Annotated in this window: 27 protein-coding genes; 13 read left to right on the top strand and 14 right to left on the bottom strand. The window is 68.5% G+C overall.

Translation table 11 applies throughout. The features are described from left to right. Positions 1-352 precede the first annotated feature (352 nt). From O3X23_RS37405 to O3X23_RS37385, 5 genes are all read right to left on the bottom strand, one after another. Positions 353-556 carry a DUF5999 family protein gene (locus tag O3X23_RS37405; RefSeq protein ID WP_331283998.1) on the bottom strand — a complete coding sequence of 68 codons (204 nt, stop codon included), beginning with the start codon at positions 554-556 and terminating at the stop codon, positions 353-355. A gap of 618 nt (positions 557-1,174) precedes the next feature. Further along, positions 1,175-1,384 (bottom strand): hypothetical protein, encoded by a 210-nt coding sequence (locus O3X23_RS37400; RefSeq protein WP_269277637.1) that lies wholly within the window; start codon positions 1,382-1,384, stop codon positions 1,175-1,177. 164 nt (positions 1,385-1,548) lie between these two features. Next, entirely contained in the window at positions 1,549-2,367 is an 819-nt protein-coding gene (locus O3X23_RS37395) for a hypothetical protein (protein ID WP_269277632.1), read from the bottom strand. 396 nt (positions 2,368-2,763) lie between these two features. Next, entirely contained in the window at positions 2,764-3,021 is a 258-nt protein-coding gene (locus O3X23_RS37390; RefSeq protein WP_269277629.1) for a helix-turn-helix domain-containing protein, read from the bottom strand. A 186-nt stretch (positions 3,022-3,207) separates the two neighbouring features. Then, complete coding sequence (locus O3X23_RS37385; protein ID WP_269277626.1) at positions 3,208-3,966, bottom strand: GntR family transcriptional regulator; 759 nt, start codon at positions 3,964-3,966, stop codon at positions 3,208-3,210. A gap of 398 nt (positions 3,967-4,364) precedes the next feature. Between O3X23_RS37385 and O3X23_RS37380 the strand changes: the two genes are divergently transcribed. From O3X23_RS37380 to O3X23_RS37370, 3 genes are all read left to right on the top strand, one after another. Continuing rightward, positions 4,365-4,643: a helix-turn-helix domain-containing protein gene (locus O3X23_RS37380; protein WP_269277623.1), complete on the top strand. Its 279-nt coding sequence runs from the start codon at positions 4,365-4,367 to the stop codon at positions 4,641-4,643. A 1,298-nt stretch (positions 4,644-5,941) separates the two neighbouring features. Further along, positions 5,942-6,664, top strand: coding sequence for a hypothetical protein (locus tag O3X23_RS37375; protein ID WP_269277620.1), 723 nt, complete (start codon positions 5,942-5,944; stop codon positions 6,662-6,664). A gap of 417 nt (positions 6,665-7,081) precedes the next feature. Beyond that, positions 7,082-7,828 carry a DUF5131 family protein gene (locus O3X23_RS37370; RefSeq protein ID WP_269277617.1) on the top strand — a complete coding sequence of 249 codons (747 nt, stop codon included), beginning with the start codon at positions 7,082-7,084 and terminating at the stop codon, positions 7,826-7,828. Position 7,829: 1 nt separating this feature from the next. Here the strand turns inward: O3X23_RS37370 and tcmP are convergent, their stop codons facing one another. Continuing rightward, entirely contained in the window at positions 7,830-8,984 is a 1,155-nt protein-coding gene (tcmP, locus tag O3X23_RS37365) for a three-Cys-motif partner protein TcmP (RefSeq protein WP_269277614.1), read from the bottom strand. A gap of 167 nt (positions 8,985-9,151) precedes the next feature. Between tcmP and O3X23_RS37360 the strand changes: the two genes are divergently transcribed. Continuing rightward, positions 9,152-9,367: a helix-turn-helix domain-containing protein gene (locus tag O3X23_RS37360; RefSeq protein ID WP_331283997.1), complete on the top strand. Its 216-nt coding sequence runs from the start codon at positions 9,152-9,154 to the stop codon at positions 9,365-9,367. On the opposite strand, the gene O3X23_RS37355 is transcribed toward O3X23_RS37360, so the two are convergent. Continuing rightward, entirely contained in the window at positions 9,307-10,065 is a 759-nt protein-coding gene (locus O3X23_RS37355; RefSeq protein WP_269277610.1) for a GNAT family N-acetyltransferase, read from the bottom strand. The two genes, O3X23_RS37360 and O3X23_RS37355, sit on opposite strands and share 61 nt — an antisense overlap. A 188-nt stretch (positions 10,066-10,253) precedes the next feature. On the opposite strand from O3X23_RS37355, the gene O3X23_RS37350 reads away from it, so the two are divergent. From O3X23_RS37350 to O3X23_RS37330, 5 genes are all read left to right on the top strand, one after another. Next, positions 10,254-10,904 carry a hypothetical protein gene (locus O3X23_RS37350; RefSeq protein ID WP_269277607.1) on the top strand — a complete coding sequence of 217 codons (651 nt, stop codon included), beginning with the start codon at positions 10,254-10,256 and terminating at the stop codon, positions 10,902-10,904. 178 nt (positions 10,905-11,082) lie between these two features. Continuing rightward, positions 11,083-11,259, top strand: a complete 177-nt coding sequence (locus O3X23_RS37345; protein WP_269277604.1) for a hypothetical protein — start codon at positions 11,083-11,085, stop codon at positions 11,257-11,259. 2 nt (positions 11,260-11,261) lie between these two features. Continuing rightward, on the top strand, positions 11,262-12,293 hold the full coding sequence (locus tag O3X23_RS37340; RefSeq protein WP_269277601.1) for a hypothetical protein: 1,032 nt from the start codon (positions 11,262-11,264) through the stop codon (positions 12,291-12,293). A 280-nt stretch (positions 12,294-12,573) separates the two neighbouring features. Next, positions 12,574-12,822 (top strand): hypothetical protein, encoded by a 249-nt coding sequence (locus tag O3X23_RS37335; RefSeq protein ID WP_269277598.1) that lies wholly within the window; start codon positions 12,574-12,576, stop codon positions 12,820-12,822. Beyond that, positions 12,819-13,070 (top strand): hypothetical protein, encoded by a 252-nt coding sequence (locus O3X23_RS37330; protein WP_269277596.1) that lies wholly within the window; start codon positions 12,819-12,821, stop codon positions 13,068-13,070. Before O3X23_RS37335 ends, O3X23_RS37330 begins: the two co-directional genes overlap by 4 nt. A gap of 6 nt (positions 13,071-13,076) precedes the next feature. On the opposite strand, the gene ku is transcribed toward O3X23_RS37330, so the two are convergent. Next, positions 13,077-14,075, bottom strand: a complete 999-nt coding sequence (gene ku / locus O3X23_RS37325) for a non-homologous end joining protein Ku (protein ID WP_269277593.1) — start codon at positions 14,073-14,075, stop codon at positions 13,077-13,079. A 97-nt stretch (positions 14,076-14,172) separates the two neighbouring features. Between ku and O3X23_RS37320 the strand changes: the two genes are divergently transcribed. Further along, positions 14,173-14,490, top strand: coding sequence for a hypothetical protein (locus O3X23_RS37320; protein WP_269277590.1), 318 nt, complete (start codon positions 14,173-14,175; stop codon positions 14,488-14,490). A 10-nt stretch (positions 14,491-14,500) separates the two neighbouring features. Here the strand turns inward: O3X23_RS37320 and O3X23_RS37315 are convergent, their stop codons facing one another. Further along, complete coding sequence (locus O3X23_RS37315) at positions 14,501-14,896, bottom strand: hypothetical protein (RefSeq protein ID WP_269277588.1); 396 nt, start codon at positions 14,894-14,896, stop codon at positions 14,501-14,503. Positions 14,897-15,043: 147 nt separating this feature from the next. Here O3X23_RS37315 and O3X23_RS37310 point away from each other — a divergent pair, with 147 nt between their 5' ends. Together O3X23_RS37310 and O3X23_RS37305 are read left to right on the top strand one after the other, a co-directional pair. Further along, positions 15,044-15,304, top strand: coding sequence for a hypothetical protein (locus tag O3X23_RS37310; protein ID WP_269277585.1), 261 nt, complete (start codon positions 15,044-15,046; stop codon positions 15,302-15,304). Beyond that, a complete protein-coding gene (locus O3X23_RS37305; RefSeq protein WP_269277582.1) occupies positions 15,301-15,687 on the top strand; it encodes a hypothetical protein in 387 nt (128 codons plus the stop codon). Before O3X23_RS37310 ends, O3X23_RS37305 begins: the two co-directional genes overlap by 4 nt. Before the next feature lie 17 nt (positions 15,688-15,704). Here the strand turns inward: O3X23_RS37305 and O3X23_RS37300 are convergent, their stop codons facing one another. From O3X23_RS37300 to O3X23_RS37285, 4 genes are all read right to left on the bottom strand, one after another. Beyond that, positions 15,705-16,241 (bottom strand): GNAT family N-acetyltransferase, encoded by a 537-nt coding sequence (locus O3X23_RS37300; protein ID WP_269277580.1) that lies wholly within the window; start codon positions 16,239-16,241, stop codon positions 15,705-15,707. Positions 16,242-16,370: 129 nt separating this feature from the next. Next, a complete protein-coding gene (locus O3X23_RS37295) occupies positions 16,371-17,435 on the bottom strand; it encodes a fatty acid desaturase (protein ID WP_269277576.1) in 1,065 nt (354 codons plus the stop codon). A gap of 65 nt (positions 17,436-17,500) precedes the next feature. Further along, on the bottom strand, positions 17,501-18,496 hold the full coding sequence (gene dapF / locus O3X23_RS37290) for a diaminopimelate epimerase (RefSeq protein WP_269277572.1): 996 nt from the start codon (positions 18,494-18,496) through the stop codon (positions 17,501-17,503). Positions 18,497-18,590: 94 nt separating this feature from the next. Further along, positions 18,591-19,427: a hypothetical protein gene (locus tag O3X23_RS37285; protein ID WP_269277570.1), complete on the bottom strand. Its 837-nt coding sequence runs from the start codon at positions 19,425-19,427 to the stop codon at positions 18,591-18,593. A gap of 435 nt (positions 19,428-19,862) precedes the next feature. Between O3X23_RS37285 and O3X23_RS37280 the strand changes: the two genes are divergently transcribed. Then, entirely contained in the window at positions 19,863-20,627 is a 765-nt protein-coding gene (locus tag O3X23_RS37280) for a GntR family transcriptional regulator (protein ID WP_269277568.1), read from the top strand. 263 nt (positions 20,628-20,890) lie between these two features. Here O3X23_RS37280 and O3X23_RS37275 read toward each other — a convergent pair whose 3' ends face one another. After that, on the bottom strand, positions 20,891-21,553 hold the full coding sequence (locus O3X23_RS37275) for a hypothetical protein (protein ID WP_269277564.1): 663 nt from the start codon (positions 21,551-21,553) through the stop codon (positions 20,891-20,893). Between the last annotated feature and the right edge of the window lie 61 nt (positions 21,554-21,614).

The raw sequence follows: 21,614 nt of genomic DNA, 5'->3' as shown, positions 1-21,614 counted from the left end.
GTGGATCTACGGCGGTGGGTAGGGTCGTGACCAGGCCCTCCGGGACCCCGGCAGCTCTAATGCCGAGGACTCGGAGGGCTGTTGTGCTACGTCCGGCCTCACCCTCAGTCCCGCCCGTGCTGGCACACGGCCGGGACGGGCGGGGGAGGCAGGGGCAATCGGCGTGGCGTCAGACTTCGTCGAGCGGGACGCGCACGGTGTCGTCGTCCCCGCTGTCGTCCGGCGTGCTCTGCGTACGGGTGTCGATCATGAGGTGGTCCTCTCGATGGCGGTCCGGACTGTCCGGCTCCCTGTCACCGCCCGACCCGGCCGCCAAGAGGTCGGCGGCCGGTGCGGGCGGATCGGGCAGCCGTCAGGCCGTGGCGAGCTGTTCGGTACCCAGCGGCCGGTGCGGGGCGATGATCTGCCCATCGGGCAGCAGCTCGCCGGTGTCCTCGAAAAGCAGGACGGAGTTACACAAAAGGCTCCAGCCCTGCTCGGGGAACGCGGCCACGATGGCGGCGGCCTCCCGGTCCGAAGCCTCGGCCGACGGGCACTTCGGCAAGTGCGTACACAGCCAGTCCGGCAACGGCGTGGTGCCGGCGGCGGGCGCCGCGGTGTCGAGCGGTGTGGTGCGCATAGCGACTCCTTGCAGAGTGGCGGGCCCGGGATGTTCCCGGGCTGGAGGCGTGCGAAAGGTCGGCCGCCCGTGACGCGGGCGGCCGACCTGGTGAAACAGCGCGGTGCGGGGCAGCAGTTGGGTTTGCGTCCCGCCGTGCGGTCAGCCTCGCTGCCGCTTCTGCTGGGCGAGGTAGGCGTCCTGGAGGCGGCCGAACGACTCATACAGACGCCGGCCCTCACCGCACCGGGCGCCCGGCGAACACCTGGTACAGGCTTCGCCGTGCACACGGTTGGCGGTGGCGGCCGTCATATAGCGGTCGAACAAGCGCTTCGGTTGTGGTGGGGGTGTACCCATCAGCCGCCGCCCGCCGCGCGACGGGCGGCTTCCGCAGCAGCCGCGGCCTGCTTGGCTGCCGCGATGCGCTGGGCGGTAGCGGCGGCTAAGGCCCGTGCGGCCAGGCCCTGATCGGCGGGAGCACTCACCGGGCACCCCCTGCTGCGGCAGCGGCTGCGGCAGCGGCACGTGCGTCGCGGTCGACCTGCGCGGCGGCCCGGGCGGCATCAGCTTGTGCACTCATCGGGCCGCCCCCATCTCCGCAAGGGTGCGGCGGGCGCGGCGCCCGGCCATCGCGGCGCGGCAGTCGCCGTCAGCCACCAGGTGGCGGACCAACTGGTGGAAGGCGTCGGTCTCATCGCGCTCCGGGCCATCCTGGTTGTCGTCGTCCTCCATCTCGCGGTAGAGGCCGTTCCACGGGGCGGGGGCGGTGCGTGTCATGCTGGGCATCAGGTCCTCCAGTCAGGTCCTGGACAGCCCCACGGGCCGTAATCCCAAGGGCTGTCACGATCACTCCCCAAATGGGGAGTGGCTGCTGTACGAGCAGCCACGGCCCCGGCCGCCCCCCTTTACTGCGGGGCGGCCGGGGCCGTGGTCGATCGTTTCGGTGTGGGTCAGGCGGCCGACGTGGCCGCGTTCTTCCGGGCGTACTGCCTGCCCAGTTCCGCCTGTCGCCGTTCGTGCGCCTCCACGTCCTGCGCCTTCAGCGGGAGGCCGGGGCCGCGGAACTCGGAGAGCGCGTCCGACTGCCGCTCGCGGCACTGGTTGTTCGCCGTCTCAACAGCCGCGCCGCCGTGCTCGGCCCACTGCTCACCGCGCCGCGACCGCTGCTGAGCGTGCTGCCGTGCGGTACGCGCTTCCTCGCGTGCGAGAAGCCCGTTGGCCTCGCGGTGACTGGGCGTCTTCACAAGTACCTGCGCGAAGCGGCGCGCCAGGCGCTCGCCGTCCGTGCAGTGCTGGCCCTTCGTGCAGTCCCTGCACCCCCTGCGGTGAGCGAGGTACGACTGACGCGTCGAGTCCAACGTGTCCTCCCCCGCCATCCGGGAGACCGGAGGGGCCGGAGCGGGGAGGGGCTTGTAGAACTGCTGCGCCGCACGCCGGTTGTCCTGCGGCATCGCGTCCCGCAGCAGACGGTCCTGGAGGACCTGCCAGCGCCGGACGTCAATGTTGATGTCGACCGCCTGGTTGCTACCGGGGCAGCGTTCGTGCTTCTCGCCTTCAGCGACCTTGTCGCTGAAGCAGTGCTCACGGATCTTGAAGTCGTAGTCCCCCATGATCCGGCGCCAGGTCCGGCAGTCCGGGCAGGCGATCGACTTCGTCTCGCCGGGCCGGACGTTGAAGTCCTCCGGGGCCATGGTGCTGAGCTTGAGCGCCTCGCGGCGGTTGTTGCGCTCGGTCCGGACCCGACCGGGACGCTTGTGGTTCTTCGCCATCACGATCTCCTTCGTTCAGGTGGAGCGAGTGCTGCTCTCTCTGCCACGCCAGGCCGGCCTTTCGGCCGGGCGGTCCTGACGGACAGACAGCGCAACAGCGCGCTGTTCGAGGTGGATCAGGCGGTGCTATTCGGTACAGGCGCCTCGGCCGGGGGAGCGCGGGCTACAACCCCATTGCCGCCGCCCGAAAGCGGTGACTCCTGCTGTTTTGCGGTGGTGCTGTCCTACAGGGGAGCCGTCTCCGACGTCCCACCACCAGGCCCGCTTCTCAGCGGGCCTCGTAGAAGGCGCCGGCTCAGCTGCTGATATGGGCGTACTGCGCGGCACGAACCGCAGAGACTCTGAACTTGCCAGCGCCCGCTCCGCAATCAGTGGCAGAGACCTTGTGAATCGTGGTCATGAGGCGAGACCTTCGACCGGTTCGGACGTGCGGCTGTTCTGCAGGTACTGCAGGACCTGTGATTCAGGAACGCGGTAACCCCGGGGCCGGATCTTGCCGCGGCCCATGCGGTGGGCTGCGAGACGCCCGCTGCCGATGAGGTTGTAGACGGTCGACTTGGAGACGCGGAGCCGGGCAACGACTTCAGCAACCGTCAGGAATGGGTCCGGGTCTTCGGCCACGTTCTCTGTGACGAGCGGGGGATCGTGGCTCATGGAGGCTCCAGATTGGGTGTAGGTGAGGCGAAGTCACGAAGATGGACTTAGACGTCCAAGTTCTCCGTGTTCCAACAGTGCGACAACTTCCACGTCTAAGTCAAGGGTGGCAAGCGCGAATCGCGGAACAACCGCAAAAAGGGCCTCCACCAAGCGGTGGAGGCCCTGCAAGCGACGAAGGTTCGACTAGGCGTCGATCACGTAGTCCAAGATGTAGGCGCTGGCGTCGAGCACCATCTCGTTGACCTCCACGACCCGACCTTCGGCCGTGACTGCTACGCGGACGATGATGACCACAGGCGTGCCGGGGCCCAGCTGCAGCCAGGCCTTCTCCTGCCGGTTCGGCATCCGGATCCGCAGTTCTTCCTTGAATCGAGCCGGGCCAAAACCCAGCTCTCCGAGTCGCGCATAGATCCCGCCATCGCCAGTTTCGATCTCTGCGATGGCGGTCCCGTCGGCGATCTCGGCCGGCAGGTAGGAGTCAGACTTCAGGACCGGTTTGCCATCAACGAGGTAGCGGCGACTGCGGCGCACGACCGCCTCACCTCGGCGAATGCCAAGCGCTTCCGCTACTCGAACGGTTGCCTCGATGCGCTCAACCTTCGCATCGGCCACAGTGGGGGTCTTGTCCTGGACGTCAATCGCCCACATGGACACGCCAGCACCCCAAACCTCCTGCGACAGCCTCCGGTTCGCCGGACGTCGGATCGGCTTGAATTCGCGGACCCTTGTGGCGGCCCCCTGGGTCGCCGTCGTGAGCCCTTCATCACGGAGCCGCCGAAGCGCCTTAGTAACAGTGTCGCGACCGGCTCCGAACTCGGTCATCACGTCGGCCTCACTCGGCACCTTGGCACCCGGGGGCAGCTCGCCGCTCTCAATGCGCTCGCGAAGAGCGTCGGCGATGGCCTCATAGCCAACGCCTGCTGCGCGCTTCCTTCCCGGCACGGCACCTCCTGGTCCGACGCTTCTACTGCAGGATGCCCACGTCGCGGGGGCACCCGATACTTGACCTAGACGTTTAAGTGAGCAACTGTAAGTTTCAGCAGTCCCACGAGTCTGCAACCTAGCAATCATTACCGCTGGCCTGCGACAACGGGTCGAACGCCGAACGGATGAGTCTCCATGCCCGCAATCAACTGTACGCACCACATCCACGTCTAACACCTAGCTGGCACTGCAGACGAGTGCCTTTGGCCACTGAACGATCGCCTCCGGGAACCCTTGGGCCTTGGCGCGCAACTGTGGATGAAAAGCTCCTGGAGTGACACGCGGTCAAGGCACGTACAGAGGGATTGCTTTGATGTATCTTTCGTCGAATCTGTAGCCGTTCCGGGAGGTGTCTGGTGTCCGAGCTGCTCGAGGCTGTAGACGCGTTGATCAACCGTCCCGCCGACCTGCCTGCACCGGCTCTGCGTGGGCGCCTACGCAGAGCGGATCGGCTCACACAGGAACAGGTAGCCAACACCCTCGGCGTAAAACGCTTGGCCATCGTGAGGTGGGAAGCAGGGAAGGTCGAGCCTCGCCCCCCGTACCGCGAGGCGTACGCCCACCTGCTCAGAGGGCTTGCAGCCAAACACCCTGAAGCGCTCGTCGACCCTGACCAGGCCGACACCTCCAGTTAGGAAGTACGCGATGACCGCACGAGCGCCATAAACGCGAAGCGGCCCCCGTCGCCACAACGGGAGCCGCTTCCTAGCAATCGACTCGCACCCTTGCCAGAACCGAGTCGTGAGCAGTGAGGGTGACCTCGCCTGCCGGGTGATGCCCGTGGACCATAAGGTCCGCGTGGTCACCTACCCCCAGGATAGGCACAGCTCACCAGATAGCCAGTACGGAGCACCTTTTCGCCCTGTTTGTCTGGTTACATTCGCCGCTCCCGACTCCCCAATTTGGGGAGATCCACCTCATGTACCGCCAGCTCCATCGCCGCCGCCCTCCGGCCGCGGATTCGATCCCGGAAAGAAATTTTCGGACGGGATGTCACATCGGCGGGGCTACCGCCACTTCCCCGGGTATGACCACTTCTCTGCCCACCACCACCTTGTGCCGGCACGACCCCGGCTGCGCAGCGTCCCGTCCAACGGGATGCCCGATCAGGATTTCTGGCAGCCCGTCCCGCCCGGCGGGACCGCGGCTTCTCTCCGCGGCAGCGCCGTCCGGTCGGGTTCAGGATCGTCGGATGCCGTCACTGCACAGCGCCCATGCTCGAGGCCTCGCCGCAGCCACACAGCGGCAACTGCGTGTCGCGGGGGTGACGCGATGAAGCGGGAGCCTGAGGTTCGCCGTGGTGGCGGCCTTCCGTTTGGGCAGGTTGTGTCGCGCTGGGTCTGCGACCCCCGCTACACGACGAACCTGCGGACCCTCTACACGATCTTGGTGACCTACGCGGACATCGGCGCCCGCGACACGGGGAAAGCCAAGCCGTACCGCCCGGAACTTGCCAAACAGCTCGGCTGCTCGGTCAAGACTCTCGACCGGACGATCTTGGAGGGGCAGTGCGCCGGCCTGTTCTGGGTCGAATCGCGGCCGGTTCCTGGCCAGCCCAAGCTCAATGACGCGAACGTCTACCACCTGCGGGATGCAGAGTTCTGGCGCGGTGACTGGAAGGACCCGTTGAAGCCGGGGCAGACCTCTGCCCAAGCGGCGGACGAGGTGACCGAGGCCCGGGTGAAGGCCAAGAAGGAAGCCGGGATCCTGCCCAAGGGCGGGCGGTCGGCAAAGAAGAAGGAGGGGGTGGCGTCACCCATGACGCCACCTTCCAAGGAGGGGGGTGGCGTCACCCATGACGCCCAATATCAAGAACCCTGTCGAGAACCCTCTTCAAGAATCACACCGTCCGTCCGTCCCGTACGTACAGGAGGTAGCGCGCGAGACCCAGACGGAGGGAGGGACGGACGGAAGCGGTGGCGGAATCGGAGCAGTGCACGAGACGGCGCCTGCAGCTGCGGCCGAGGCGAAGGCTGCACTGGCGGCCAAGCCCGGGCCGCGCGCGGATGAGCCGCTGGAGCGCACGCCGGGTGTGGAGCTGCTGTTGTCGATCGCGGCAACGAAGCCGGAGTTTTATCTGACCGGTGACGTGCTTCGGGACCAGGCGGTGTCGGTCACCTCGATGCTTGCGGTCGGCTTCCGGGCTGAGCACATCTGGCAGATCGTCGCTGGAGAGCCGCTGCCGCCCAGGGAAAAGATCAGGGCGTCGGTGGGCGCCATCGTCAGCTGGCGGCTGAGCCAGGCGATGCGGGCAGGAGCTCCGCGCCTGGCCCCCAAGCTGCCCGCCCAGCCCTCGAGCCAGTGGGACCACGGCAACGCCGAGGAGACCTGGACACCGCCGACGCTGTCCGAGCAGACCTTCACCGGATACGAGAACGCGCGGCTACGCGACTGCGAAGGCGACAACGGCTTGTGCAAGAAACTGGCGGTTGCCGGTGAACCGATGTGCGCCGAGCACCTGGGCTGGGCCCTGTGCCCGCAGTGCCAGATCCGTCGCATGCAGCCCGGTCTCGCCGCTTGCGAAGGATGCGGCGCGTTCACCTTCGACGATGACCTTGCGGCGACGCTCCCGCGCCCAACTACCGCCGCCGAGCAAGAGACCTACTACGAATCCGGGCAGTTCGAACGTGACGCCCACGGTCATGTGCCCGTCTAAAGCGATCATGCGGCCCGCTGGCGGGCGATCACTCCGAGCCGGGGCAAGTTCTCGTCGGCAGCCCTGCTCGGCCGCCAGGCGGCCGAGCAGGGCCCCTGACGTCATGGGCGCCACATCGACAAGGGGAACGGCCTGGGCGGCCGACAACAACGGCGTGACGCTGGCGCTCTGGGCGGTGGTCTCAGCAGCGGTTCTGCGTGGAGCAGGTGGTCTACGGCCTCGCCCTCGCTTCAGCCCTGCCGCAGATAGCGTGCTGGAACCCGGACCCATTGCGAACGTACGTTTGATTAACGGTTGTAGGTCTGGGGGAGATTCCGGGTTCCAACGGTGGTTGTATGGGGCGGCGTTCTGCTCCTCACGAGGTTGCGCCGGCCGTGTCGGGCCTACAGGGGCGAGTGCAGTGACAGGAGACGATTCGTGAGTGACCGAAGTTCCATCGAGTGGACGGAGGCGACGTGGAACCCGACGACGGGATGCGACCGCGTCTCCTCGGGGTGTGACAACTGCTACGCGCTGACGCTCGCGAAGCGGCTGAAGGCGATGGGCGCGGACAAATATCAGAACGACGGTGATCCGCGGACCTCCGGGCCGGGCTTCGACCTGACGGTGCACGCCGAGTCCCTGAACATTCCGTACGGGTGGAAAAGCCCGCGGACGGTGTTCGTGAACTCCATGTCGGACCTGTTTCATGCCCGGGTGCCGCTGGACTTCGTCCGGCAGGTCTTCGCCGTCATGGCGGACACCCCGCAACACACCTACCAGGTCCTGACCAAGCGGGCCCGGCGCCTGCGCCAGGTTGCCGACCAGCTGGACTGGCCGGCGAATGTATGGATGGGCGTCTCGGTGGAGACCGCGAAGGAACTGCCCCGAGTCGACGATCTGCGCCAAGTGCCTGCCGCCGTGCGATTCCTGTCCTGCGAGCCGCTCCTGGGCCCGCTGGACGGCCTGGACCTGACCGGCATCGGATGGGTCATCGCCGGCGGCGAGTCCGGCTCTGGCCACCGCCCGATGGACGAGGCGTGGGCCGTCCAGATCCGGGACCTGAGCGTTGATGCCCAGGTCGCGTTCTTCTTCAAGCAGTGGGGCGGCCGCACCCCGAAAGCTGGCGGCCGCACGCTCCAGGGCCGCACCTGGGACCAGATGCCGGTGCCTGCAGCGGTCTGACCTACGTCGGGGGTTCGACGATCAGGTCCCGGATCTTCTTGCCGATTCCGGTGCTGGGCGTTCCGCCTTGTTCGTGCAGACGTTTTACAGCGGCGCGGGCGGTGGGTTCGGTGACCTGCCCGTAGTACTGGCCGAAGACGTCCAGGGTCTGGTCCACCAAGGTGAACGGTTTCCCGCGGGTGAGGAGCTGGGCCAGGTTCTCGGCCATGGCCGGCACCGCGGCGTCGGTGATCTCCTGGGGGTTCGGGCGGATCAGCGAGGTGGCGGAGAACAGCGTGCCCTGGTCCTTCTTCTCCTCGGCCACTTCCAGCTTCTCCCACCAGGCGTCGCGGGCGCGGGCGATCGCGTCGCCGAAGACCCACAGCCCGTGCTGGCGGCGAGTGCCGAAGACCAGGTGGTAGACCGGTTTGTGGTGCGGAGCCTTCGCGACGGGCACCGACTGGACCAGCATGCCGGTCTGTTCCGCCAGGCGGCGCGCGTACTCGGCTGCTACCGCTTCATCGGCGCCCGGGGTGAACGGCTGGCCGACCGGGAAGTACTCCCGCCACCAGCGGCCCCCGCATACCTCGTCGAATCGCTCCGAGGAACGCTCCAGCCCCTTGTCGGAGCGGGCATTCCCGCCCAGCCGTCGGACGGCGACCATGCTGAAGTTCATCAGGAACTCGGTCGGTTGCCACCGGTGGGGCTGATCCCGCTGGGCCATGGCGTCGACGAGGCGGTTGAAGGGCAGGCACAAGCCGGTCGGGTCGAGGAACAGGAACAGTGGCAACCCGTCCGCGGTCTGGAGCACGGTGTCGAGCACGCCGTCGACGTCGCCGGGGTGAACGCGGGCGTCGACGCCCTGTGTCCGGTAGATGCTGGCGACCTTTTCCAGGCGGGCCAGGGATTCCGGCTCGCGTTCGACGAAGAAGCAGGTCCACCGCAGGTGGTGCCTCCGCAGGTGGCCTGAGGCAACTTTCATGGCGATTTCCGCAGAGCCGGATTCGCCGCTCTCGTAGCGACCTTCGCCGGCGTAGCCGTCCAGGTAGACGATCCGGCCCTCCCGCGAGCCGGTCATCCCGCCGAACTGGGGAATGTACCGACCCAGCAGGTTGTGCTTCAGGACGCTCGGCAGCTGTTGTTCCGACCAGTAGTCCCCACCCGTTCCAGCAGACATCTCTACTCCCGCCCCCTGGTACTTCAACGTCTTGCGACCGATGCTGAACGCTCCGCAGCCACTGGTAAAGAGGGCATACCGCACTGATATCTCCACCGGCGGATATCCAACACGGCAGGAGGGAGGCGAGCCAGGGGTATTACTGCCTGGGCCAACGCCGCCCCGACATGCCGCCCATGGACACGGTGAAGCTCGATGCGCTGACTGTCAGACCGGGCGCATACGTTGCTCGGATGCATCTGCGGTATGTCTTCCGGGTCTGTCCGACGCCGGGTCAGCGCATCGCGTTGGCTCGAATGTTCGGGTTGACGCGGGTGGGGCGTCAGTCGTTGTCGGCTCCCGGGATCACCCCGAGCAGCGTGTCGAAAGTGCCGTTCGCGTAGCCCAGGTTCTCGACGCGGACCTGATCCCGCAACGCCTTCCACGATCCGGTGTAGCCGGTCGGGTTCGGCTGCGCCACGACCCCGACCGGAGTCCCGATCGTCAGGCCGCTGGGGTCATGGGTGTATCCGAGCCGGCCGTAGAAGTCGGTGAGCTCGGGCTGGTGCACGATGTGGACCAGGGGATACCCGGCATCTCCCAGGTGCTGCTCGGCCGTCGTGATCAACGCCCGTGCAAGGCCCTTGCCTCGGTGCGCCGCGACGACGGCCACGCTGTCGATGGTCGCGACGCAGCGGGCGAACGCTACGCGCGCGCCCTCGTGCTGCAGCTCGTGATGGGTGCTAATCCAGTGCATGGGCGGCTGCGCCACTAGCGCGGCGGCCAGGGTTCCGGACTCATGCCTGGCACCGAACACCAACCGGGTGCCGGCGGCTATGTCCTGCTCGGCTTGGGCGATCAACGTGCCGATCCCGGACCAGGTCCCATTCGGGTTGTCCGGGTCGGCCAGCTGCAGGACCGACGCGAACATCTCCGCGTCCGACGTCTCAGCGGCGATGAGCTCGTACCCGTCAGGTACGAACGGGTCGGGAATCTCGATGACCTTCCCGGGGATGCGCCGGTCCTTCAACGGATCACCGGACTGCCGGGCGGCGCTGCGCCTGTTGCTCTTGATCTTCGCGTTCCGTGTCCGCTTCCCCATGCGACATCCCTCCGTGCCGGACCACCCGGCAGCCCCCATCCTGCACTGCTGCCGGCGCTGCACCTCGGGAGGGACTTCTCTGCTTCGTCCCGCCCGACGAGGCCCAGAGCTGAAAGAGTTGAGGGCTGCGGCGCACACCTCCCGGGGACCGCGTGCGCCGGGCCGCCGCGCGACAGTGGAGAGTTGCTGTGGACCACCACCTTGAGCGGGGCCAGATCTACCGGGCTTGCACCCCGGTTGACCGGCCGCCCCGGCACGCGCGGATCCTGGGACGCCATCCCGGCGGCCGCAGCTACCGGATCGCCGACGCGGCCACTGGCCAGCGCGAGCGCGACATCGACGTTGGCCGCCTTCACCAGGACCCGGTCGGCCGCGCCGGCGCCGAGCGGCGCACCGGGTACGTCCACGTCTCCACTCACGAGTGGTTCATCGACCTGGTCGACCAGGCGCTGCGCGGCCATCCGTACATCGTCGCCGGCTCGGCCGTCGGGCAGGACGCACGGCGCGGCGGCACCCTGCGGCTGCGCCCGGAAGTGACGCTGGAAGCCGTGCGAGCGATCGCGGCCGCATTGGAGGCCGCGACCTGGACGGTGGAGCCGTCACTGGGAGCCGTCGACGAGCTGCGCGTGCGCTACCTGGGCCGGACAAGCTGTCCGGCGATCTACCGCTCGCCGGGGGAGCCGACGTGGATCTGCGAGCGCGGCCGGGGCCACCGCGGCGAGCACCAGGACCAGCGCACCCTCGGAGCGTGGGAGAACGAACACCAGCAGGTGCCGGAGCTCCCCGCGTGGTGGCTGCCAGGACAACCGCTGCCCGGGCAACAGCTGATCGGCTCCTGACGCTCGAGTCTCCGAGCATGAGCCGTCTGCCGGCGAGTTCGGTGCCCCGCAAGGTTTTCCCGAATCGCCGGAAGCGGTGTGGGGAGATAGGCGTGCAGGTCGGCTCCGGTTATCCGGTGACCCGAGCCTGCTCTGCCGGGACGCCCGGCAGGACGCCGCTTGGGAAGGAAACATGCCCATGAACGTCAGTCCGCTCACGCCTGGGGGAGGCGACAGCCCCCGGCTGCCCGAGCTGCTCCTGGTGGTCGCGGCCGCAGTCCTGGCCGCGCAGAGCGCGGTGTGGGCGAGCGCGCTGGGAACGGCGGCCGCCGTCTACACCGTCATCGCCACTGGCAACCGGGACCGCAGGAGCTGAACATGACCCGCACACCCCCTACCGCGCTCGATCTGGCACTGGTCACTGCAGTCGGCAAACACGGACTGACCATCAGCCCGACCCAGTTGGAGCGGTGGCGCACACAACTGTGGTTGCCCAGGGCCGCAGACTCGACCGACCCTGAGACCGGGGAAGTTCGGCCTGAGACGGTGCAGCGGGCCGTCTGTCTGGCAGAAGCCTCCAAGCCCGGCCGCAGTATCAGCTGGCTGGGATGGTACTTCTGGGCGGTCGACGACACCCCGGAAAGTGCGACGCGGCTGCGGGCGACGGTGGCGGACGCCCTCGAACGGCCCTTCCGGCGGGTGGGCGTCGACATGGGCCACGTCCCCGTTGGGGACACCGACGAGGCGTTCAAAGCGCGCCAGGAGATGGCGGCCGGGATGATCAGGGGCCGGCGCTGTCCCAAGAAGGACTTGGACGGGGCCCTGCGCGAGGGGGCGGCTGAAGCCGGGTTCGACCTGCCGCCATCCCGCTCGGTCTCCAACATGTTCCACCCGGCCCTGATGGATCCGGGCGCCCGGATGATGGTCGGCGGCGTCGACGACATCGGGTTCGAGGATCTGATGGACGCGTGGGCGACCGCCTCGCCCGACAACACCGAGATGGTCGAGAAGATCCGCGACGCCCACCGCAACGCAGCTCTCGAAGGCATCGACATGTTCGCTCAGTCCCCTATGGCGGGCGGCCTGCGCGGTCTGATCCGCGCCGTCCAGGAGACCGACGACCGGCTGCTGTGCGCGGCGGTACAGGCCTGTACCAGGGGGAACGGGGCCCTGGGGATCTTGCTGATGCAACGGGCGCCGGACGAACCCGAGATCCTTCGGAGGCTGATGGCCGACGTGATGTGGGACCAGTGGGTCCGAATCGGAGGCTTCGCCCCCATCCTCGGGATGGTCGGCGAGGCAGCGATCGCCATGAGCGTCGTCCAGTTCCTCGTCATTCCCGGATGGGCCGAGGACCTGCAGCGCTACCAGGCACTCATGGACATGCTGCTGGCTCAGCCCGCCGCGTGAACGCCCCGTTGGAAGGGAGCCCTCGGACCGCCGTAAGGTCGGGCGACCCGGGCCTGCCTTCTGACCAGCCAGTTCGCCGTTTGTCAGCGCCGCTTCCGATGCGCGGTTCCTCGGTAGACTCGGACCCCACGGCAGGGCATCAGCTCACAGAGGGGTTCTTCGGCGCATGACGACGCAGCCTCATGATCACCATGGCGGGGAACGGATTCCTCGCCCGGACCGGACGCCCCCGGCCCTACGCGCTGCTCTGGCCGCTGTCGCCCCGAGCCGCCTGGCGGAGATGGAGCAGCACAAGGACGAGGCCTTCGCCGCGATGGCACAGGACAGCAAGATCAGCCATGTCCACACCTGGCTGGCGTTCTGGGCCCGGGAAGTCGAAGTCGAGCGGCGGCCCGATCTTGCCCAGCGGCGGAATCACGCGTTGAGGTCGCTCCACGCGACCACCAGCAAGGACGATCCCGTATTCCGCACCGCGATGGAGGAGCTGCGCGCTGTTGAGGCCGAAGCGGACCAGGCGGTCAGTGGGTGACCTGGCGGTGGGAGTACGACCCCGATCAGGAGTACGTCATCGGCGGAGCCCCGCCGGCATTCGTCGCCGAGGTCGAGAAGAAGGCTGACGAGTTGGTCCGGGCCGCCTCGGCCAAATACCTGGACGGCACGACGTACCAGGACATCGGCCCCGGCGCGGCGATGCAGCCCGTGCCCGGCGGGATGTTCCTCTGCCTCGTGGTCCCTCGTCATGAATGCGTGTACATCCGGCAGGTCCAGTACCTCTAGCAGCGTTCAGGCACTGCGTTTGCGCGCGGTGGCCTTCTTCGCCGGGGCCTTCTTGGTTGCCTTCTTCGTGGCCGACGTCGACTTCTTCCCCTCGCCCCCCTTGGGCGTGCTGCGCGCACGGGTGTGGCTGGCCGACGTGGACGCGTGGCTGGCAGCCGTCTTCTTCGCCGCCGTCTTCTTCGAGGTGGCCTTCTTCGCCGGGGTGATGTCGTGCACCGTGGCGTCCCCGCCGCGACTCTTCTTGGCCTCGGCGAGGCTGGCCTGCAGCGCCTCCATGAGGTCGACAACCTTCCCGTCCGGCTGCTGCTGCGCTGCCGCCCGTGGCCCCTGCGCCCCGTCGATCTTGGCCTGCACCAGGGCGGTGACAGCCTTGGCGTACTCGTCCTCGAAGTCTGCGGGGTCGGCCTCGCCGAGGGCCTCGATGAGGGCGATGGCGGCGTCGACTTCTTCGTCGCTGAGATCCACCTTGCCGCGGGGCGCGGCTTCCGCCGACGGCTTCATCTCGTCCGGCCAGTGCAAGGTCTGGGCGATGAGTACCTTGTCCCTGGCGTGGACCAGGACCAGGCGCTCCCGGTTGTTCATCGCGACCTTGCCGACGGCCGCCTTGCCCGATCGGGACAGGGCGCGCTGCATGAGGGTGTAGGGCTTTTCGCCGCCGGGGCCGGGCTCGAGGGCGTACGGCTTGTCGAGCTGCATGTAGTCGACGGTGCTGGCGTCGAGGAATCCGCTGACTTCGATGGTCTTCGCGGTGGGGAGCGGCATGGCAGCCAGCTCGTCGTCCGTCACCTCGACGAGCTGGCCGTCCGGAGTCTCGTAGGCCCGCCCGATGTCCTGCGGGTCGAGGACCTGCTGGTCGATCTCGCAGGTCTTCTTCTGTCGTACGGGCCCGTGGTCTGCTTTGTGCATCTGGCGGAACGCGATCTTGTGCGAGCTGACGATCGACTGCATGCGCACCGGGATCGCCACCAGCCCGAACGACAGGGTTCCGCTCCAGATGGGGGGCATGTCTCCCACGCTATGACGGGGTGATCGGGGCCGCACGTTCTGTCGGGGCCCGGCGTGGGTCGACCGGATGTCAGTGCGAGCGCATAGCGTGACCGGCATGCCCACCGATGAACCCTCCGCTGACCTGGTCGCCTGCCAATCGGCATTTCAGGACGCCGACACGGCCGTGGTGGCCTACGTCGAAGCCATTGACCACGGCCCCGCTGAAGAGCGTGCCGACGGCGAGGACCAGGTTTCTCGTCGCGTGGTCTGGAGCGAGGAACAAGCCGATGAACTGGAGCGGCTGCGGGACGCACGGATGGCAGCCCTCAAGGCCCTGTGGGGCCACCCGATGGTGGTGGAAGCGATGGCCGGCGGTAGCTGGATGAGTCTCCACCGGCGGCTGAAGAAGGCGGTCAGCGCGCCCGGCTGGTGATCGCCCGCGCCTATGCCCCGAAGTCGTTGTCCACGCCGGGGTAGTCGTCGTCCCAGGGCGCGGGGCCGCCGGGGCGTGGGCGCTGCAAGGGATTTCTGCGGGTGCGGCGCAGGGTGGCGGGGTGCCGCCAGGTGGCGACGCCCCGGTAGTCCTGGTCGTCGATGGGCGTGACGGTGGCGGCCGGGGCGAGGAACACGGTGGGTGCCGGCTCGCCCGCGATGCGGTCGGTGGACCGGTAGTGGGTCTCGACCCGCGCCCAAAGCGACACATTGAGCTCATACCACCAGGATCCGTCGGCGTCCCGGATCCGCCGGATCACCATCGCCCGCACGCTCTGCCCATCGGGCAGTCGCACGGCAGCAAGCGGCCCGGTCTCCGGAGCCGACCCGCCTCGCCCATTCTCCATTGTTCGATTCTAGTTCGATTAATGGATTTGGGGAGCCGGGGCATTGTGCCTGAGCACGGCTGACACGCTCGCCGCGGGTCACCGGACGCAGAAGCGAGCGAGGGATGGACGCCCCCCGACGACTCTACTGGCGGTAGAGTCGTCGGCATGACGGACGATACGAGCATCAAGGTCTCCAAGGCCGCCCGCGAGCGGCTGAACCGGCTCGCGGCCGAGCGCGGCACGACGATGCGGGAACTGGTCGAGGAAATGGCCGCCTCCACGCTGACCGAAGCGGAGCTCGCCGCCCGGGCGGAGAAGGCGCGCCACTACCTGTCGGCGCAGATGGGTATCGAGGTCGACGACCAGGCGCTCGCCGCCTCGGCACGCCTGCGGGCGGCCATTGAGAGCCGGGCGGCTGCCGCGTGATTCCTGCTCTGCTGGACCACACGGCGCTGCTGGCCCTGGGCGCCGGCTACCCGGCACTGTCCGGCTTCGTTGTCGATGCCGCCGCCGGCCGCGCGACCGTGCAGGTCCCGGCTCTGTGCCTGACCGCCGCCGAAGCCGAACGCCGCGGCGTCGCCGAACACATCGGCGCCCTGCCGGGCCTCGACATCGAGTCCCTGGACCTGTCGGCCACGATCCCGGTCGGCGCCCTCATCGCCGACGGCGTCGACTGGCGCATCGCGCACGCCGTCCACGCCTCCCGGCCCACCGCCGACTTCCCCCAAGGGCGCGTCGTCCTGTCCGTTCAACCCCACCTGTACGACGGCACCGGCGTCGACCCGATCGATCCAGGCAAGACCTTCTGAGGTAGCGCGGCCAACTGCTACGGCGCCGACTGCGTCCATTGGTCGGCGAGCAGCCCGTACAGGCACAGGTCTCGCCACTCGCCGTCGGTCCAGGTGTATGCGGGGCGCTGGCCTTCGAGCTGGAATCCGACGCGTTCCAGGAGGCGGCGGGAGCGGGTGTTGGGCGCGTAGCACTCGGCGGAGACCCGGTGTAGACCACCGGCGAAACGGCTGTCCAGGACGGCACGGACGGCTTCGGTGGCGTAGCCGTGGCCGTGCCGGCCGGGGGCGAGGGTGAAGCCCAGGTCGCCCTGCATCAGGTTCTCGTGCAGGCGGAATCCGACGTCGCCGATCAGGCATCCCTCGGCGGCGAGCTCGACGGCGTACTGGAACCAGCCGGGCTGCTGCTGATCGTCGTTGTAGGTCCGAATTCGCTCGGTCGCGGCCTCCAGCGGGAAGGGTGTATCCCAGCTCTGGTAGCGGGCGATGCCCGGGTCCGAGCGGTAGGCGGAGAACGCCGGCGCGTCCGCGGCGGTGAAACGGCGCAGGCCGAGCCGGTCGGTGTGCAGGAGCATCCGTGGATGATGACACGTCCCCAAACCGGCGGCCTGGCCCTGGGCCGGTGGAGCGGCTACCCCACCATGTTGAGGGACCCGAACCGTCATCCTGCGGTTCGGGTCCCTCAACGTCGCGGGTGCTGCTTGTTACAGAGAACGGGCGGGTGCCGCCGCCTTCGCCATCGTGTCGTCGGTGCTGGTGGTGAGGGCGGCCAGGTGCCTGCGGGCCACGGATTCGGGGCCGAGGAGGAGGCCGGTGGGGGTGAAGTGGGGTGTGCCCAGGGCCCGGTCGAGGGTGGGCAGGTAGTTCCAGCGCACGGCGGGGTGGGCGGAGTGCGCGTAGTGGAAGAGGTCGCCGTAGGGCAGCCAGGTGCCGCGGGCGATCAGGGCGAGCAGGTGGTTGCGCGGGTACAGGCGCAGGCAGCGTGCAGCCTCCACGACGGCCGGAGGACCGGTGACCGGCTCAGCGTCGAACCAGCGGTGTTCGACGAGCAACGACATCCAGGCCAGTTGCGGATACAGCAGCAGCCGGGGCACCACGTAGACGAAGACGGCCGCGGGCCAGCCGAACGCGCAGCCCATCAAGGCCGGTACCGCTACCAGGGCGGCCAGTCTCCACACCGGTGCCCGGGAGGTGCGGAGATTGGCGAGGATCCCGCGCACCGTCTCGGCAATGCCCTGGGGGGTGAGGGGGAAGACCAGGGCGACGGCGAAACGGAAGCGCGTCACCCCGGGCAGCAGACGCGCTGTGTGGAGGTCGCCGAGATTGGGATCGATGCCGGCAAGGGTGGCATTGGGGTGGTGCTCGCGGACGTGGCGCTGGCGGCGGACCGGAACCGGGACGAAGCCGAGCGGCACGTGGACCGCGGCTTCGGACAGGACAGTGCCCAGGCGGCTGCTGCGGGTCAGGACGCCGTGGACGGCGAAGTGGCTGACTTCCTGCAGGTGCCGGAACTTCACCGCGCCGGCCGCGGCGGCGACCGCCCAGCCCCAGGGGCCGGCATGGGCGGCTATCAGGCACCAGCCGGCCAGCTCCACCCAGTGGCCGGCCAGCAGCAGCACCGGGGTGGCGTTGTTGAGCCGCGCGCGTTGTAAGGACATCACCGCCCGCAGTGTGTTCGGGCGGTGGCGGCCGCGGTAGGGGCTGAAGTGCCAGCGGTCCGCCTGCCGCATGATGATGCCGGCCGCGATGATTCCCCAGTACGTGAGCACGCGCTCCCCTTAGTTGTCCGGCCCCGGACCATGTCCGGGGCCGTGACTGCCTAGGGGCAGTGCGGCTAGATCATGGTCGGGTTGACCCCGGCTGCCTGCAATGACTTGAGATTCTCGTCGTTCAGTGAAGCAAATGCATTAATTTCCTGCATATTCGCTTCGCCGGAGAACTCGATCGGTGCCTCGCCCAGCAGGACGGCCGGGTCGAGCTGCGCGGTGTAGACGACGGTGGCGTTGCCCTCCAGGATCGGCTGCCACTGCTCGCCGACGGGCTGAAGCCAGCTGCGCGCAGGCCCGCCCGGGTTGCGTACCACCACCGGCTGCTCAGGCTCGGCCAGGCCCAGGCGAGATAGGACCGCCCGGGAGGCTGCGATGCCTGAGCCGCACGAGGGGGTCAGGCCCGCGCCGCGCTCGAAGGTGTGGATGAACACCTCGGCCTCGGCCAGCGGCAGGACGAAGGAGGTGTTGGCCCCGATCGGGAAGACCTCCCGGTTGCGGGCGACCCGGGTGCCGGTCTGGACGAGCTCCGATTCCCGGTAGCTGTTGACCACGCTGACCAGGTGGGAATTGGGCACGGCGAGGGCGGAGACGGTGCGGGTGAGGTGGTAGGCGGGCAGCAGCTGGTCCAGGAACGGCCACTGCACGCCGGTCACGATCGGCTCGGCCGGGGTGAAGTCGACGGGGGGCAGCTCCACGGAGACCTGCCGGACCCCGTGCGAGGTGGTCGGTGCGGAGCGGACGGTGAAGGAGTACGGGCCGGTGTGGACGACGGCGGACTCCGCCTGGTGGCGGTCGAGCAGGAGGCGGCCGACACAGCGCATCCCGTTGCCGCACAGCAGGGCGGGGGAGCCGTCGGGGTTGTAGAACCAGGCCTGGGCGGTGCCGTCGCCGTGGTCGGCGACGAAGTACACGCCGTCGCTGCCCAGGCCGCGCCGGCGGTCGCACAGGGTGGTGATGGCGCGGATCAGATCGGCGGGGGCGAAATGGTCGTCGGGAGCGCCGGCGATGACAAAGATGTCGTTGCGGGACCCGTGGGTCTTGGCGATCGAGAGCGCAGGCATGGGGTTCTTTCCGTCGAGCACCGGTCCTCCCGATCTGGACCAGCTGGTCAGGACATTTTATCGATGCTCTGGGCAGTGGCAGCGTCGCCCCGGCTCACAGCCCGCCGACCACCCGGGCGGCGGCCTGTTCATCCCAGGCGCCAGCGACCAGCAGGGGACGGATCGCGCTCTCGTAGGCGGCCAGCGCGAAAGGCGCGGAGTCCGATCCGTGGCCCCAGGTGCCCTCGAAGCGGCCGGCCCAGCGTTCGACCTGCTTGAAGTACACCGAGCTGCGACCCCGCCGGTAGTCGTTGTCGCCCTGCTCCTCCTCGACCAGGACCGCGGCGTTCGCGATGACCACGAAGTCCACGGCCTGGTCCGCGCGCAGCCGGTCGCGTACCGCGATGGCGCACTGCACGCCCAGCGAACGGTGGTGGTCGACGAGCTCCAGCAGCGCGCGGGCGAACTCTGGCTTGATCAGATCGTGCTGCCAGCAGATGAACAGCCGCTGGATGGTGCCGCCGCCCTCGATCAGGCGCCGGTTGACCGCGAGGTACTCGCGCCGCTGGGTGAGCAGGTCCGGGCTGGTGGTCAGGTCAGCGGCCAGCACCCGCTTGGGCTGGGTGTCGGACTCGATGAGGACCTTGAACAGCAGCACCGACAACCGCGGCACCTCCGAGGCGTACACCTGCAGGTGCCCGTCGGCGATCTCCCCGAAGTCCGCTATCAGCTCCCCCTCCAGCTGGGTGCGGACCCGGGCGAAGTACCGGGCATCGGCCATGTTCTTGTCGTTCGCCCGCCGGAGCTGAATGTAGATGCTCCGCAGCCACGCGTGGTTGGCGACCAACAGCACCAGCAGCACGGTCTCCACGCCCAGCAGGAAGTCCTTCATCCCGCTCTGGTGACTGGCCCAGGCCACCACCGGCAGGGCGATACCGGCGATCCCGATCAACGCATTGAGTGTCTGCGAGGAAAGCGCGTCGGCAACGCGCGCACCCAACTCCCGGCGCGGTGGTGTCGACATTCTCAAAATCCCCCTCGGCTACCGGACAGGCCAAGAGATCATGATTCCCGGGTTGCGGCCTCACCGGCAAGGCATTCCGGTAAATCCCGTATCCCGGCGGCCACTTACCGGTCAGGGACGCGACCACCGGGCCGAGGGTCCGGGGCGGAGCCGGACCGCGCGCAGGGCAGGTGGAGTCCTTCCTCAGGTGATGCAGGCAATGGGGAATGTTCCTGGTTGGACCGCGTGGTTCCCATCGGGAACGCGGAGCATGTCGCCCCAAGGGTGACTCTAAGTTTTTTTAGTGGACTTGAAATTTTCTGATGCATTAACTTATGTGCCACGGATGGGGCTTCCCACTCGATCCATGTACTGGAGCCGCGAATGGGCCGTGAAGCGCCTTACCAGCGCGTCGCCGCTGACCTCCGCCGACGGCTCACCGCCGGCGAATGGAACCCCGGCGACCGCCTCCCTGCGCGCACCCAATTGGCCGCCGAATACCAGGTCGGATCCAACGTGCTGCAAAAGGCCCAGGAAGTCCTCATCGGGGAAGGGCTACTCGCCGGACGGGCCGGGTCCGGCACCTACGCCCGTCAGCCTCCCGAGCGCCTGCGCCTCACCCGATCCCACCACCCCCGCGGATCCGACGACCGCACACCGCGGTGCGACCTGCACGGGGCCGGACCGGACAGCAGCTGGCGGGCGCATTCCGATATCCGCCAGCCCGCACCTCAGGACATTGCGCGGCGCCTGGAGATCGCCCCGGGCGACCCCTGCGTCCTGACCGTGTACGAGGTCCTGGCCGAGGGGCGCGCAGTGCAGCTCTCCCACAGCTGGGAACCGATGGCGGTCACCGGCGGGACCCCCGTCGTTCTGCCAGAGGACGGGCCCCTGGCCGGGCGCGGGATCGCGGAGCGCATGCGGTCCATCGGGGTCCAGGTCACCACCGCTGTCGAGATTCCCCGGCCCGGGCGTGCGAGCCGGGACCAGGCGACCGCCCTGGGCATCAGTCTCGGCGCCCTCGTCCAACGGATCGAGCGCACCCACTATGACGCCGGGCGCCGGCCTGTCGAGACCGCTGACATCGTCATCGCCGACACGATCGCAGAAATCGCCTATGAAATCGCGGCCACCCCACCGCATCCGTGACCCGCTCGGGCGCAGAAGTCGTTCCCGCGAGGGGCGGGGGAGCAGCGCGGGGCGCCGACCACCTCTGGCGAAGCTGCGCTGATGGGTCGCCGCCAATACGCCGACCGCCACCAGCGCAGCTCCGGACGCAGACTCGAGCTCAGCGGGGTCGGGAAGCCGACGTCTCACCCCCCCCCGGCGGCCGGGTCGCAACGCTGTCGCTACGGGAGGCACGGTCGGCGTCGAGAACGGCCGCGCTGCCGGCCCCAAGCTTGCTGCCGGTCCTACAGAGCTGCGACGGCCTGGGCGGCGTGGTCGGTGTCCCAGGTGTCGGAGTCCAGCATGGGGCGAGCGACGGCGTCGTAGGCCTGTAGCAACCTGGGCGCGGCGTGCTCGCCTTGGCCCCAGGCCGATTCGAAGCGGTTGGTCCACTGCTGCACGCCCTGGAAATAGACGCTGGAGCGGCCGTTGGTGTACTCGGCGTCGCCCTGCTCCTCCTCGACCAGCACTGCGGCGGCCGCGATGACGACGACGTCCACGGCCTGGTCGGCGCCCAGCCGGTCGCGCACGGCCAAGCCGCAGGTGACGCCGAGCTGGCGGTGGTGGTCGACCAGTGAGACGAAGGCGCGCGCGAACTCCTCCCGGCACAGGTCGTTCTCGGAGGCGATGAACAGCCGATGGACGGAACCTCCGGCTTCCAGCAGCCGCCGGTTCGCGGCCAAGTACTCGCGACGCTGAGTGAGCAGGCCGGGGTCCGTGGTCAAGTCAGCGGCCAGGATCTGCTTCGGCTGCGTTGGGGAGTCCAGGAGGGTGTCGATCAGGAGGACGGACAGGCGGGGTACGTCTTTGGCGTACACCTGCAGATGTCCATCGGAGCTCCCACTGTCGGAGATCAGCTGATTCTCCAACTGGGCACGGACCAGGTCGAAATACTGCGGGTCATCCATGAACTTCAGGCTAGTGGACTGCCGCAAGGGGCTGAAGGCCCGCCGCACAGCCACCGGCCGG

Origin of the sequence: Streptomyces sp. H39-S7, from assembly GCF_027158205.1 — a bacterium.
GTDB lineage: Bacteria > Actinomycetota > Actinomycetes > Streptomycetales > Streptomycetaceae > Actinacidiphila.
The sequence above is the reverse complement of the archived record's forward strand: the minus strand, read 5'-3'. Positions and strand labels throughout refer to the sequence as shown.